The 14757-nt window shown below is 54.9% G+C and carries 14 protein-coding genes and 1 tRNA gene; 8 read left to right on the forward strand and 7 right to left on the reverse strand.

What is annotated here, in order from left to right; all coding sequences use genetic code 11:
• Position 1: 1 nt before the first annotated feature.
• The 8 genes from G392_RS0111065 to G392_RS0111105 all read left to right on the forward strand — a co-directional run bounded on the left by G392_RS0111065 (position 2) and on the right by G392_RS0111105 (position 8493).
• Positions 2–2167 (forward strand): AsmA family protein, encoded by a 2166-nt coding sequence (locus G392_RS0111065; RefSeq protein WP_027010254.1) that lies wholly within the window; start codon positions 2–4, stop codon positions 2165–2167.
• A 122-nt stretch (positions 2168–2289) separates the two neighbouring features.
• Positions 2290–3285, forward strand: a complete 996-nt coding sequence (gene pheS, locus G392_RS0111070; RefSeq protein WP_027010255.1) for a phenylalanine--tRNA ligase subunit alpha — start codon at positions 2290–2292, stop codon at positions 3283–3285.
• Between the two features lie 40 nt (positions 3286–3325).
• Positions 3326–4408 (forward strand): AAA family ATPase, encoded by a 1083-nt coding sequence (locus G392_RS0111075; protein ID WP_027010256.1) that lies wholly within the window; start codon positions 3326–3328, stop codon positions 4406–4408.
• Positions 4408–5085: a DUF4276 family protein gene (locus G392_RS13410; RefSeq protein WP_084165995.1), complete on the forward strand. Its 678-nt coding sequence runs from the start codon at positions 4408–4410 to the stop codon at positions 5083–5085. The genes G392_RS0111075 and G392_RS13410 overlap by 1 nt, the downstream gene beginning before the upstream one ends.
• An 11-nt stretch (positions 5086–5096) precedes the next feature.
• Entirely contained in the window at positions 5097–7457 is a 2361-nt protein-coding gene (pheT, locus tag G392_RS0111085; RefSeq protein ID WP_027010257.1) for a phenylalanine--tRNA ligase subunit beta, read from the forward strand.
• A 323-nt stretch (positions 7458–7780) separates the two neighbouring features.
• Positions 7781–8083 (forward strand): integration host factor subunit alpha, encoded by a 303-nt coding sequence (locus G392_RS0111095; RefSeq protein WP_027010258.1) that lies wholly within the window; start codon positions 7781–7783, stop codon positions 8081–8083.
• On the forward strand, positions 8067–8381 hold the full coding sequence (locus G392_RS0111100; protein WP_027010259.1) for a hypothetical protein: 315 nt from the start codon (positions 8067–8069) through the stop codon (positions 8379–8381). Before G392_RS0111095 ends, G392_RS0111100 begins: the two co-directional genes overlap by 17 nt.
• 35 nt (positions 8382–8416) lie before the next feature.
• Positions 8417–8493: transfer RNA gene (locus G392_RS0111105), tRNA-Pro, on the forward strand.
• Between the two features lie 207 nt (positions 8494–8700).
• Here G392_RS0111105 and sodA read toward each other — a convergent pair.
• From sodA to G392_RS0111140, 7 genes are all read right to left on the reverse strand, one after another.
• Positions 8701–9321: a superoxide dismutase [Mn] gene (gene sodA, locus G392_RS0111110; protein WP_027010260.1), complete on the reverse strand. Its 621-nt coding sequence runs from the start codon at positions 9319–9321 to the stop codon at positions 8701–8703.
• A gap of 114 nt (positions 9322–9435) precedes the next feature.
• Complete coding sequence (locus tag G392_RS0111115) at positions 9436–10671, reverse strand: beta-ketoacyl-ACP synthase (RefSeq protein ID WP_027010261.1); 1236 nt, start codon at positions 10669–10671, stop codon at positions 9436–9438.
• 98 nt (positions 10672–10769) lie between these two features.
• On the reverse strand, positions 10770–11498 hold the full coding sequence (fabG, locus tag G392_RS0111120; protein ID WP_027010262.1) for a 3-oxoacyl-ACP reductase FabG: 729 nt from the start codon (positions 11496–11498) through the stop codon (positions 10770–10772).
• 151 nt (positions 11499–11649) lie between these two features.
• On the reverse strand, positions 11650–11949 hold the full coding sequence (locus tag G392_RS0111125) for a hypothetical protein (RefSeq protein ID WP_027010263.1): 300 nt from the start codon (positions 11947–11949) through the stop codon (positions 11650–11652).
• 692 nt (positions 11950–12641) lie between these two features.
• Positions 12642–13148: a hotdog family protein gene (locus G392_RS0111130; protein ID WP_027010264.1), complete on the reverse strand. Its 507-nt coding sequence runs from the start codon at positions 13146–13148 to the stop codon at positions 12642–12644.
• Positions 13141–14349 (reverse strand): beta-ketoacyl-ACP synthase, encoded by a 1209-nt coding sequence (locus G392_RS0111135; RefSeq protein WP_034335311.1) that lies wholly within the window; start codon positions 14347–14349, stop codon positions 13141–13143. The genes G392_RS0111130 and G392_RS0111135 overlap by 8 nt, the downstream gene beginning before the upstream one ends.
• Complete coding sequence (locus G392_RS0111140) at positions 14346–14753, reverse strand: hypothetical protein (RefSeq protein WP_034335313.1); 408 nt, start codon at positions 14751–14753, stop codon at positions 14346–14348. Before G392_RS0111140 ends, G392_RS0111135 begins: the two co-directional genes overlap by 4 nt.
• Positions 14754–14757: the final 4 nt, after the last annotated feature.

Below are 14757 nucleotides of genomic sequence, written 5' to 3' on the forward strand. Positions count from 1 at the left end.
GATGTTGCTGTATTTCCGTTATAACCGTTTGTGGTTGAAAATCTTATTGGTGCTGCTGCTTTTGGCGGGGCTGCTGCTGGGCGGGGCGTATGCGGTGCTGTACCGTGTGTCGTCCTATGAAGCCCTGCAGCAGCAGGCAAATGCGGCACTGCACGGCACGCAGCGCAAAATCAGTTTTGATGCCGACATCGGGCGCACGCTGTTTCCGCGTCCGACCATCGTCCTGCACCATTTCAGCCTGACCGAACCGGACGGGCAAACCCCCGTCGTCCGTGCCAAAGAAATGCGCGTGGGCTTGGCATGGGCAAGCCTGCTGGGCAAGGCGCAGGTGGAAAAGCTGGTGTTGGCGGACGTGGCGGCGTTTGTGGCGCGAAACGATGACGGACGCTGGAATTTTGCCGATTTGCTCGACCGCCCGTCTGAGGGTACGCCCGACATCAACCGCGTCCACATCAGCAACGGCAATCTGATGATACAGGCGTTTGACCGCCAATTGGAGCTGAAGCACATCGAATACAGGCAGTCGCGCCAAAGTGCCGAGCGTTTTCCCTACACCCTGCGGGCGCAAGCCGTGCATCCGGCGTGGGAGCAACTGGAGCTGTCGGCGCGGGGGCAGGCGGTGTTCGAGCGCGGCGTGTTCGGTTTGCCCGACGTGCTGGTGCAGTTTGACGGCATGGAAAACAAGGAAAGCTTTTCGGGCAGTTTGTCGGGAAAAATGCGCTTTCCCAACCGCATTTTGCACGCCGAGCAGGGCAAGCTGATTGTGCGCAGCAACCGCTTTGCCAGCCACACCGATTTGAACATCGGGCGCGTGTTCCAGCAAAACGGCTACTTGCAAATCAACGACATCAACAGCGTGTTTACCGGCAGCGACGAGCAGCGCCGTTACAACGGCACGGTGGCGGTGAAACAGGCGCAGTTGGCAAGCGACCGTTTGACCGTGCCGGATTTGGTGGCAGACGTGTCGGCGCAGGCTTCGGGCAGCGAGCGCATTCATCTGAACATCAAGGGCGCGGCAAATTGGCAGCAGCAACAGGGCTTTGCCATGCCCGATTTCAAATTGTCCACCCGTCAGGAGCAGGCGGGCGGTTTGCCGCGCTTTATTTCCGAATGGTCGGGCGCGCTGGCGGTGCAGGGCGTGCAGGACTGGCAAATCAAGGCGCAAGGCGCGTTCGACCGCCACCCCGCCATGCTGGAGCTCAAGCGCGACAACGACAATATTGACGGACAAATCGAGTTGGCGAAGCTGAATTTGGGCAATTACCTCGACAACATCAGCCGTCATGCCGAAAGCCCTTATCCGGCGTGGTTGAAAGACCGTTTGAAAACCGATATTCTGATTACCGTCAATGCGTTAAACCTGCCCGGATTGGAGGTGTTCAACATCCGCACGGTGTTGAAGGCAGACGAGGCGCAAATGCAGTTTTCGCCTTTGATTGCCGATTTGTACAGCGGACACGCCGAAGGCAGCTTGAGCATCAGCAACAGCCAACCCACGCAATACACTTTGAAGCAAAAAGCGGAAGACGTGCAAATCCGCCCGTTGATGCAGGATTTGTTCCGCAACGGCAGCATTAGCGGTAAGGGTCGCGCCGATTTGAACTTTACCACCAGTGGCAGCACCCGCCGCGAATTGACGGAAAATTTGTCGGGTTTGTTGAGCATCAACGTGGAAAACGGCTATTGGCACGGCATCAGCATCCGTGAGCTGATGAAGGCGGCAACCGCCGATGATGCGGCAGAAGACGGCACGTTGAGCATCGGTGATGACGACACCAAGCGTTCCACGCCGTTTTCCGCCTTCGAGCTGAAAGCGAAAATTGAGAACGGCATCAGCAAGCACCGTACGGACGGCACGTTTACCGCCCCCGCCGTCCGCATGACGGGCAAGGGCGAAACCAATCTGTATAGCGGCATGATGAGCGAGGATTTGAGCATTGTCAGCAATAACGGGCGCGATACTTTGCCCCTGCGTTTGTCGGGCAGCATGGACAATCCGTCCGTCAGCCTGAATTACAACAAAATCACATCGGGCTTGAACACGCCCAAAGAAAAGCAGCAGGCGGTTACCGGCGCATTGAAAAAGCAGTGGGAGTGGATTAAGGAGCAAAACCGCAAAAAACAGCAGGAAGCGCAACAGACCGCTTCGGAAACGGCGCAGCCCTGATTCGACTTCTGCCGCCAGCCGTGCCGGACACCGATTCGGCACGGTTTTTCGTGTGCCCAAGCGACCATAAACACGGTTTTTGCGCTAGAATACGCCGTTTTGCCGACCTTTTTAGTTTTGCCATGAACCACAACGCCCAAACCATCACCGACACCGGCATCGCCGCCGTTTGCGCCGCCGCCGACCACCAAGCCCTCGAACAAGTCAAAGCCCAATATCTCGGCAAAAGCGGCGAACTCAACCTGCTGCTGAAACAACTCGGCCAAATGCCGCCCGAAGAACGCAAAACCGTAGGCGCGTTTATCAACGAATGCAAAACCCGCTTTCAGACAGCCTACCAAAACCGCCGCGATGCGCTGGACGAAGCCAAACTGCAAGCGCGTTTGGCGGCGGAGGCTTTGGACGTGAGCCTGCCCGCACGCGAACGCGGCGAAGGCGGTTTGCACCCCGTAACGCTCACTTTGCAGCGCGTGGTGGAGCTGTTTCACGGCATGGGTTTTGACGTGGCGGACGGCCCCGAAATCGAAGACGACTTCCACAATTTCCAAGCCCTGAACATTCCGCAAAACCATCCCGCCCGCGCCATGCAGGACACCTTTTATGTGGAAAACGGCGATGTTTTGCGCACCCACACGTCGCCGATTCAAATTCGCTACATGCTGGACAAAAAACAGCCGCCGATTCGCATCATCGCGCCCGGCCGCGTGTACCGCGTGGACAGCGATGCCACCCATTCGCCGATGTTCCATCAGGCGGAAGGCTTGTGGGTGGAACAAGGCGTGAGTTTCGCCGACCTGAAAGCCGTGTTCACCGAATTTATCCGCCGCTTTTTTGAACGCGATGATTTGCAAGTGCGTTTCCGCCCCTCGTTTTTCCCGTTTACCGAGCCTTCCGCCGAGATTGACATTATGGCGGACAACGGCAAATGGCTGGAAGTGGGCGGCTGCGGCATGGTGCATCCCAATGTTTTGCAAAATGTGAACATTGACCCCGAACAATACACCGGTTTCGCATTCGGCATCGGGTTGGACAGATTCGCCATGCTGCGCTACGGCGTGAACGACTTGCGCCTGTTTTTTGAGAACGATTTGGGGTTTTTGCAGCAATTTCAAAAATAAACCGTTTAGGCTACCTGAAAATAATTGAAAGATAAATAAAATGGCAAAGATTTTTTCACTAACAGTCAATGGTTATAAATCCATTCGAGAGTTGCAGAATTTTCAGTTTCATAATCTAAATGTTTTGATTGGTGCAAACGGCGCTGGTAAAAGCAATTTTATTAGTCTGTTTCGTTTATTGTATGCGATATATGAACAACAATTGCAACTTTATGTGCAAAAACAAGGTGGTCCAGATGCTTTATTGCATTTCGGGAGAAAGGAAACAGAAAAAATTCATGCAGAATTTTATTTTAAAAATAATGGATATAAGTTTAATCTAATTCCTACCAATGATAATAGACTAATTTTTGAGAAAGAAACTGCTTATTATAAAAACAATGCTCATCTTAAGAATTATGATAGAACTTTGGGCTACGGGCTCGAAGAATCTAAATTAAAAGAAGCACAGGATACTTTTTCTCCTTATATTCGTAATGCTCTAAAAAACTGGCGTGTTTACCATTTCCACGATACCAGTGAAACCGCCAAAGTGAAACAAAAACACGCAAGCAATGATAATCTGACCTTTAAACCTGATGCCGCTAATTTGGCTGCTTATTTGCATCGTATTTATGCAGATTATCCAGATGAATACAAACGGATTGTAGAAAATATTCGTCTTGTTTTACCATTTTTCCATGATTTTGTTCATCGTGATGGTGAGCCAGAAACAATAGAATTAGAGTGGACGCAAGTTGGCAAAACAGATACACCCTTAAAAGCGCATATGCTTTCAGACGGCAGTTTGCGATTTATTTGTTTAGTAACACTTTTATTACAACCGAGTAGCTTATTGCCTGATACGGTTTTAATTGATGAGCCTGAACTGGGGTTGCATCCTTATGCAATTACAGTTTTAGCCGATATTTTCAAACAAGTTACCGAAACAAAACAATTAATTGTATCTACGCAATCCGTTGAATTGGTGAATGAATTTAACCCCGAAGATGTGGTGGTTGTGAATCAAAAAAATGGTGCTTCTACATTTGAACGTTTATCCCAAGAAAAACTTGCTAATTGGCTGGAAGATTATTCTTTGGGAGAGTTATGGAAACAAAATGTTTTCGGAGGACGTCCATAGTGAAAACTGTCATCGTACTGGTAGAAGGGCAGTCAGAAGAAACATTTATTCGGGATGTGGTTGCACCTGCTTTTCATCATCTGGAAATTTATCTTCAACCGCGCTGTATTCCTACTTCTAAAAGTAGCAAAGGTGGTGCAGTTACTTTTGAACGATTTATGCATCATGCACGAAATACTTTGAATGAACGACAAGATACTTATGTTACAACTATGCTTGATTTATATGGATTAAATAAAGATTTCCCTAATTATCATGAAGCTTTATCATGTGTTGATATTTATCAAAAAGCTGAAACATTAGAATTAGGTTTGGTGAATCAAGTTATTGAAACAATATCGTGTAGACCTGAACGATTTGTTCCTTATATTCAGCCTTATGAATTTGAAGGTTTGCTGTTCTCTAATGTGGAAATACTAAGTCAGCAAGAACCTGATTGGGAATATTCTTTGCCAACTTTACAAGCTATCCGACAACAATTTGAAACACCTGAACATATCAATAATAGCTATGATACAAAACCTTCTAAACGTTTAGAAGATTGCTTATCTCCTAAATATCGAAAAACACGACATGGTCCATTAATCGCCAAAGCAATTACATTAAGAATTATTGAGAATGAATGTTTACATTTTCATCAATGGATGAATAAATTAAGGCAATTACCCGATTTATAAAGAAAGTAATTATGCAATTCCCTCTCTCTTGGCTAAAAACACAAGCCAACTTTAATTTATCCCCCGACCAACTCGCCCACCTGCTGACGATGGCAGGCTTGGAGGTGGAAGAAATCTCCCCCGCCGCGCCCGCGTTTTCCGGAGTGATGGTGGCGGAAGTGAAATCCGTTGAAAAACATCCTGATGCCGACCGCCTAAACATCACCCGCGTGGACGCGGGCACGGGCGAACTGCTGCAAATCGTCTGCGGTGCGCCGAATGTACGCGCGGGCATGAAAGTGCCGTGCGCCTTGGCGGGCGCGGTGCTGCCCGGCGATTTCAAAATCAAGCCCACCAAAATGCGCGGACAAGCGTCCAACGGCATGCTCTGTTCCGCCAAAGAATTGGGGCTGCCTGAAACCGGCGCGGACGGCTTGCTGGAACTGCCCGCCGATGCGCCCGTAGGTGCGAAGCTGCGCGATTATCTGGATTTGGACGACACCGTTTTCACCTTAAAAATCACGCCCAACCGCGCCGATTGTTTGAGCATCAAAGGCTTGGCGCGGGAAGTGGCGGCGTTGGCGCAATGTGCGTTTGCCGCGCCCGACATTCCCGCCGTTCCCGCCGCCAACGCTGCCGCCGTCCCCGTCCGCATTGACGTGCCCGCCGACTGCGGCCGTTTTATCAGCCGTCCGATTCGCGGCGTGAACGCCCGCGCCGCTTCGCCCGCGTGGTTGGTGCGCCGTTTGGAACGTTGCGGCGTGCGCAGCATTTCCGCACTGGTGGACATCGGCAACTATGTCATGCTGGAACTCGGTCAGCCGATGCACGTTTTTGATGCCGACAAACTTTCAGGCAGCCTGAACGTGCGCCGCGCCCGCAACGGCGAAACACTGGCGTGCCTGAACGGAAAAACCGTTATCCTGCAAGATGATACGCTGGTGGTGGCGGACGAAGCGGGCGCGTTGAGCATGGCGGGTTTGATGGGCGGCGAAGCCAGCGCGGTCGGCGACGACACGCAAAACATCGTCTTGGAATCGGCGTGGTTCGCGCCCGACATCATCGCCGGCAAATCGCGCCAATACGGCTTCGGCTCGGATTCGTCCTTCCGTTTTGAACGCGGCGTGGACTTCGCCGGCACCCGCGAAGCGGTGGAACGCGCCACCGCGCTGGTGCTGGAAATTTGCGGCGGCGAAGCGGGACAAGTTTTTGAAGCAACGGGCGAATTGCCCGAACGCGCCGCCGTGTCGGTACGCACGGCACGGGTGGAAAAAGTGTTGGGCGTGGCGGTGTCCGCCGAACGCATCGGACGGATTTTGGCGGATTTGGGCTTGCAGCCGCAAGCTACGGCTGACGGCTTCAGCGTGTGCGTGCCGCCGTTCCGTTTTGATTTGGCCTTGGAAGCGGATTTGATTGAAGAAATCGCCCGTGTTTACGGTTATGAAAACATTCCCGATGATGCGCCGCACGGACGTTTGGCGATGCTCGAGCTGCCTGAAAACCGCCGTCCGCGCTTTGACATTTACCGCCACATGGCGGGGCGCGGTTTCCGCGAAATCGTCAGCTACGCCTTTACCGATGAGGCGTGGGAGCGCGATTTTGCCGCCAACCACGACCCGATTCGCGTACAAAATCCGCTTGCCGCGCAATACGGCGTGATGCGTTCCACCTTGATTGGCAGCTTGATTCAGGTTTTGAAACATAATCTTAACCGCAAACACAGCCGTGTGCGCCTGTTTGAAATCGCCCGCGTGTTCGCCAAAAACGCGGACGGCAGCTTCCGCCAGCATGAGCGCGTGGGCGCGTTGGCATACGGCGCGGCCTTGCCCGAACAGTGGGGCGAAACGGCGCGGCCGGTGGATTTTTACGACCTGAAAGCGGACGCGGAAAGCCTGTTGGCGGGGCGGGGCGCGGAATTTGTCGCGGCGGCGCACCCCGCGCTGCACCCCGGACGCAGCGCGAACATCGTGGTCGGCGGCGAAACGGTGGGCTTTATCGGCGAATTGCACCCGAAATGGCTGCAACAATATGATTTGCCGAACGCGCCTTTGTTGTTTGAACTGGATATGGCGGCGGTGTCGGCGCGGGACAAAACCGTTTACCGTCCCGTGTCCAAATTTCAGGCGGTGCGCCGCGATTTGGCGTTTGTGTTGCCCGAAAGCACGGCTTACGCCGAATTGGAACAGGCATTGTGCAGCGTAAACAGTCCCTTAATCCGCGAAATCGCGCTGTTTGACCTTTATCGCGGCGCGGGGCTGCCTGAAAACATGAAAAGCATGGCGGTGAAAATCCTGTTGCAGGACGACCACGCCACGCTCACCGATGAAGCGGTGGAAGCGGTGGTGGCACAGGTGCTGGCGGCGGCGGAAACGGTGGGAGCGCGTTTGCGTTGATGTGTGTTTGAACGGGAACGGCGGCGTGATGCCGCCGTTTTTGCCGTCCGCGTGGCGGCGCAAGCGGCGGTTTGGCGGTGGAATGCCTGTTTTCACAGGATAAAAATATGCAGGCAATGCCCGCAAAAGCAGGTGCGGCACAAGCGGTGGTGTGGTAAAAATACCATTATCCACAAATGCTTGCGTGTAAAATCGCGTAAAAAACGGCAGACGGTGCGGGCGCGTCAATGTAAAAAAATCATTTGTTTTGCACTATTCGCTTGATTCATAACAAACAATTAGGGATAATGCCGTCCTTGAACAAACACCGAGGTACCCACAAAATGACACTCACCAAAGCAGAACTGGCTGATATTCTGGTAGAAAAAGTCAGCAGCGTCAGCAAAAACGATGCCAAAGAAATCGTGGAGCTGTTTTTTGAAGAAATCCGTGCCACTTTGGAGCGCGGTGAGGAAATCAAAATTTCCGGCTTCGGCAATTTCCAGTTGCGCGACAAGCCCCAACGTCCGGGACGCAACCCCAAAACCGGCGAAGAAGTGCCGATTAGCGCACGGCGTGTGGTTACCTTCCATGCCAGCCAAAAACTCAAAGGCATGGTGGAGCATTTCTATGACAAACAGCGTTAAATTGCCGCCCGTTCCCGCCAAACGCTATTTCAGCTTGGAAGAAGTGTGCCGTTTGGCGGCGGTCAAACCCGCGCAGCTTGCCGAATGGCAGCGCCGGCACGGCAGCATCGGCGGGCGCGGCGGCAGCCGTTTTACCCGCTTGGACGTGATGAAAATCCGCCAATTGCAGCACGGCATTGCCGATGTGTTCACCCACGACGGTTTGGACGCGGACGGCAATCCCGCCATCGGTGCCGATGAAATGCGCGATGAGTTGGAAAAAATATTGGGTAAAATCGAAAAAACCCTTGCCAACTGACGGGTCGGGCGCTATAATGCTTGCTTCTGTCGAGTCGGAGTGTGGCGCAGTCTGGTAGCGCACTTGCATGGGGTGCAAGGGGTCGAAGGTTCGAATCCTTTCACTCCGACCAAAATTTATCCAAATCCCGTTCTTATCGGAACGGGATTTTTCTTGTGCGCGGTTTTGTGCAAATCAATTTTCCTGATGCAAAACATCGCCGTCCTTTTCGCACGGGCAGGAAAGGACGGCGATGTTTTGCGGTCAATGTGCTTGAATGTTCATGCGGCGCAGGTTTGCCGAATCAAGCGCATCAACGGCAGTAAAGGGCGTATGCCAATCAGGCGGCGGCATCGAAGCGTGCTTGCGCCGCGTCCCAATCCACCACGCTCCAGAATGCTTTCACATAGTCGGGGCGGCGGTTTTGGTATTTCAGGTAGTAGGCGTGTTCCCACACGTCCAAGCCGATAACCGGCGTGCCTTGACAACCGGCAACGGCCGCGCCCATCAGGGGGCTGTCTTGGTTGGCGGTGGAAACGACTTTCAGCTTGCCGCCGTCAATCACCAGCCATGCCCAGCCCGAGCCGAAGCGGGTGGCCGCCGCTTTTTCGAATTCGGCTTGGAAGGCTTCCACGCTGCCGAAGTCGCGTTCAATCGCGGCTTTGAGCGAACCGCCCAATTGCGTGCCGGTTTTCAGCCCTTTCCAGAAAAAGCTGTGGTTGGCGTGGCCGCCGGCGTTGTTGCGCAGGGCGGTTTGTTTGTCGGCGGGCAGCTCGCCCAAGCGGGCAATCAGTTCTTCCACCGGCAGGGCGGCAAATTCGGGCAGGCTTTCCAAAGCGGCGTTGGCGTTGTTCACATAAGCCTGATGGTGTTTGCTGTGGTGGATTTCCATGGTTTGTGCGTCAAAATGCGGCTCGAGTGCATCGTAGGCATAGCCGAGTTCGGGCAGGGTGTAAGCCATGATTGTGCTCCTGTGGTGTGTGGTTGCTGTAAAAGGGGCAATGATAGCGGCTGCGCGGCGCAGGGGCAAGGGTTTAGAGCGGAAAATCCATTTTCGGACGGTGCGCCGCAGGCATCAGTTGCCGTGATGTTTTTTGAAAATCAGCGAGGTATTGACGCCGCCGAAGGCGAAATTGTTGTTCATCACGTATTCGGTGTCGATGGTGCGGTGGCTGCCGCGAATGTAGTCCACGTCGCCGCAGCGCGGGTCGATGTTGTCCAAATTCAGGGTGGGGGCGAAACGTCCGTCCCGCATCATTTCGATGGCAAACCATGATTCCAATGCGCCGCACGCGCCCAGTGTGTGCCCCAAATGGCTTTTTTGCGAGCTTAAGGGAATGTGTCCGAAGACGGCGGCGGTGGCTTGGGTTTCGGCGATGTCGCCGTGTTCGGTGGCGGTGCCGTGTCCGCTCACATAGCCGATTTGTTCGGGGGCGAGGTGGGCGTCTGCCAATGCCAGCTCCATGCAACGGCGCATGGTGTCCTGTTCGGGGCGGGTAATGTGCGAACCGTCGCAGTTTGCGCCGTAGCCGACGATTTCGGCGATGATGTCCGCGCCGCGTGCGCGGGCGTGTTCCCATTCTTCCAGCACCATCATGCAGCCGCCCTCGCCAATCACCAAGCCGTCCCGTGCGGCATCGTAGGGGCGCGGGGTGGCTTCGGGGCGGTCGTTGCGGCGGCTGGCGGCGTAGAGCGAGTCAAACACATAGGCTTCGGACGGGCAAAGCTGCTCCGACCCGCCCGCCAGCATCATCGGGATTTTGCCGTATTTGATGGCTTCGTAGGCATAACCGATGGCTTGGCTGCCTGAAGTGCAGGCGCTGGAAGTGGGTATCAAACGCCCTGTCAGCCCGAAAAAAATGGCAACGTTGGCGGCGGTGGTGTGCGGCATCATGCGGACGTAGGTGTTGGCATTGAAGCGGTTGGGCAGTTTGGCGAGCAGCAAGCCCACGTCCAGAATGTCGGCGGTGCTGCCGGCGGACGAGCCTGCCGCCACGCCCATGTTGCCGTTGCCAATCAGCTTGGTGTTGCCGAGCAAACCGGCGTGGCGCAAGGCTTGTTCGGCAGCGTCCACACAATATTGCGCGACAGGTCCCATGCTGCGGAGCTGTTTGCGCGACCAATGCGCGGGCGGGGCGTAATCGGGCAAAGGTGCGCCGAGCAAAGTTTCCAATTCGGCGTGTTCGCGCCACGCATCGATGCGGCGCACGGCGTTGCGGCCCGCTTCAAAAGCGGTACGCACCGTTTGCCACTCGCGCCCGAAAGCGCATACCGCGCCGATGCCCGTTATGGCGACCCGTTTGGTGTTCATCTTGTTCCTTTTCGGTTTGAAATCCCGCCGTTTGCGGCGGTAAAATCAGTTTTTGCTCGGGAGACCGCGATTTGTGTGTCGTCCTGCGGATTGAAACATCAACACAATCCTCCGTTTACCGCGATGACTTGGCGGGTGATGTAGGCTGCCTGTTCCGCCATCAGAAAACGCACGGCATGGGCGACTTCTTCGGGTTTGCCCATGCGCCGTGCGGGAACGGCTTTTAAAATTTCGTCCACCGGCACGGTGTCGTCCACGATTTCCGTGTCAATCAAGCCGGGCGCAACGCAGTTTACCGTGATGTTGCGCTTTGCCAATTCCACCGCCAAGGCTTTTGCCGCGCCAATCAGCCCCGCTTTGGACGCGCTGTAGTTCACCTGCCCGCGATTGCCGGTGATGCCCGACACCGATGCCATGCAGACGATGCGTCCTGCGCGGCGGCGGCGAATCATCGGCATCACAAGCGGGTGCAGCACATTGTAAAAGCCGTCCAAATTGGTACGCAACACGCTGTCCCAATCCTCATCGCTGAAGGCGGGAAAGGCGTTGTCGCGGGTCAGCCCCGCATTCAGCACCACGCCGTAATAGGCGCCGTGTTCGGCAATATCTTGTTCCAGCACGCGGCGGCAGGCGGGGCGGTCGGACACGTCAAATTGCAATACGCGGGCGGTGCGCCCGTATCCGCGCACGGTGTCGGCAACGGTTTCGGCTTCTTCGCGGCGGCTGCGGCAATGCACGACAATGTCGTAGCCGTCTTGCGCCAATGCCAGCGCAACGGCTTTGCCGATGCCGCGATTGGAACCGGTAATCAGAATGGTTTGGCTCATATTTGGGGCTTTCTTGGTTGCAGATTGCTCGAAAAATGGGGATTTTAGCAGTTTGACGGATGGTTAGGGGCGTTATGGCATCGATATTTTACTCACTTGTTTCAAAATAAAAACAGGCTGTAAAAGAATTTACAGCCTGTTGTTTATATTGTTAAATTAAACGTCTTTGGATATGGTTGCAGACCACTTTTGTGGGATGGAAGAACTGATCCTGATGAATCGAATCATTCTTGGTGATGTCGGGCAATAAGTGATAACGGGCAATGTTATGGTGCATCACTCCCGCCGCATCGCGACACGAACAACGTTCTGTGAGAATCATCAAACCATATTTGCGTTTCAAACAAGAAATCGTCTGTGCGGTTGAACATACACCCTTGTTACGCAGGTCAAAAGTTGTTTTTTTGCCCTGTTGCAGTTCATGCAAAACAAATTTTTCCAGTGGAGCCATAAGCGCTGTCCCTATTGCTTAATTTTGATTAAAAAAGGAAAACAGCAATTATCAATAATTCCACCATCGGTACGGTATGCACCATAGGGTAAAATCATGTATAATTCGGGATTGGACGCATTATTGGGGTAAATTTTGTGAGAATCTTCCCAATGTGTTTCCAATTGCTGTTTTCGGCACAAGCACGGGTTTTCGAGTCGGCAAACTGATTAACCCGTTTTCCATTTGTCAGGGATATGGATATTTCCATATCCCTGATTCTTTTGGGTAAAAACCCAAAAAACGTTTCAACTCACAGCCGCATGTCGGACGGCTGAATTTGCAAGTTTATGCCATGCGTGGCATAATTTTAAATCATCCCTGCACCGAAGATATGTCATTATTTGCATGCAAAATCAAACGTCGTCATTTCTGTGTGGGCGGTAAGCCATTTGTAAATTCTCACGCACCCATGGTTTAACGGATTTATGCTTATTCTGATTGGGCTTCGCGCTTGTACGGGAAGGACGGGCAGAATTTCACATTGCTTGTTTTGACATATCTGAGATTCGGTCATAAGCTTTGCATAGGTGTCATGTTACCGCGCATCAATGATCATGTCAAACTTAAAGACACATAAAACGAAATTAAATTTTTTCAAAAGTTGTCTTTATAGGGTATGTGATTGTTGAATCACTAATAGAATCATATCTCTATTTCTCTTCTAGCAATTCATTTAACGCGGCATCGCTGCGCGGGCTGTACACGTTCAATGCGCCCGACACCAGCAAGCTGCCTGCAGGCATGTCGTTTTCGTATCCGTGCGCGGGGGCGCGGCAACGCAGTTCGCAATCAAACACGCCCATGCCGCTTTCGTCCTGCCACGATTGGGCAACGCGCACCGTCAGCAGCGTGCCAATGGGAATGGCGGGGCAATGCAGCTTCAGCTTGCGCGTGCCGAGCAAAAAGCCCAAACGCACGGCTTCGCCGCGCGCCGCCGCGTGCACGCCCGCCCACGCCGCCACGCCTTGCGCCATGATTTCCATGCCCAAGTAGGCGGGCAGCGCATCGGCATCGGGCGGCAGCAGAATATGGTCGGGGCGCACGGCGGCTTCGGCACACAAACCGTGTTCATCGCAAGCGGTAACCGCGTCCAGCAGCACCATGCGCCCACTGTGCGGCAGATACGGGGCAACGGGGGTAAGCGGAAAATCAGGCATCGTGTTCTCCGATGATGATGACGCAGTTGCTGCCGCCGAACGCAAACGATGCGCTCGCACCGATGCGCCGTCCGCCGCGCCAACGGCTGTGTGCGTCCGTTAAAGCGATTTCGGGCAGCGCCGCATCGCGCACGCTGTCCCAAAGCTGCGGCGGCAACACGCCCTGCGGATTGTCGCGGCGCGACACCACGCCCCACAGCAACGCCGCTTCCAATGCGCCCGCCGCGCCGAGCGTGTGTCCCGTCAAAGGTTTGGTGGAGGTGGCGGGCGTGGCGCAACCGAACACTTCGGCAACGGCGCGGCTTTCCATCGCATCGTTGTGCGCCGTGCCCGTGCCGTGCAGGTTTATCCAGCCGATGTCCGCCGCCGTCAAGCCTGCCTTGTCCAAGGCTGCCTGAAACGCCGCCGCCGCACCCAAGCCGTCCGGTCGCGGCGAAGACATATGGTAGGCATCGGAACTGCCGCCGTAGCCGAGCAAGGGCAGCGTGTCGGGCAAAGGCTCGCGGCTCATCACAAACGCCGCCGCCGCTTCGCCGATGTTGATGCCGTCCCGATGCGCGGAAAACGGCTTGGCAATGCCCGCCGACAACACTTCCAACGCATGAAAACCGTTTACCGTCAAAGGCGAAAGCGTGTCCACTCCGCCGCACACCACCGCATCGCACACGCCCAGTTTCAGCAAACGCGCCGCACTGATTAATGCCCGCGCCCCCGATGTGCAAGCGGTGGACACGCCGTAACACAGGTTTTGCAAACCGTATGCCGCGCCCACGCATTCCGCCGCGTCCGACATCAGTTGCGCCTGCTGCCTGAACGGCATGCCGTCCCACGTTCCGCCCCGTGCAACGTGTTGAAACAGGGGAATGTTCTCGTCCGCGCCGCCCACCGATGTGCCGATGACCGCCGCCACCCGCCCGCGCCCGTAACGCGCCAACGCCGCTTCCAGTTGCGGCTCAAGCTGTGCCAGCGCGTCCCACAGCAAACGGTTGTTGCGGCTGTGGTGCGCGGCGGGCAAATGCGCGGGAAACGGGCGCAATTCGCGGTTTACCGCACCGAACAGGCGCGTTTTCCCTGCAACCAAATCATCGCGGGCGGTGAGCGGCGTGGCGGCGGGCGGGTGGAACAGGGCGTGTAAATGCGCCGCCAAACCCGTTCCCAATGCCGACACCAGCGCGGGACGGCTCAAATAAACCTGTTTCACGGCTGCATCTCCAAAGGCGAAACCTGCCAAACTATTCCTTCAATATTAAATTTTTGCGTTTCGGCAAGACCTTGCGCCACATGCGGCGACAGCGCGGCAAACAGTTTTTGCGCGGCGCGGTTGGGCGGGGCGAAACCGTCCTGCCGCCAGCCCGTGCGCCCCGCCAACAAGCGTGCTTGCGGCGCACCGAAGGCGTCTGCCAGCAGCCAGCGCGATTGTCCGTCCGCCAAGCCCTGCACCGACAACAGCGAGGTTTGCGCCACGCCGCCGTCCGCGTCCAAACGGTTTACCTGAAACCAGCGCGTTTCGTCCTGCGCCAGTACGTTTTGCGGCGCGGGAACGGCGGCACAGGCGGCGAGCAGCCCCGTCAAGAGTGTGATGCACAATATTTTTTGCCAAGCCATCGTG

This window comes from Conchiformibius kuhniae DSM 17694, from assembly GCF_000428785.1.
Taxonomy (GTDB): domain Bacteria; phylum Pseudomonadota; class Gammaproteobacteria; order Burkholderiales; family Neisseriaceae; genus Conchiformibius; species Conchiformibius kuhniae.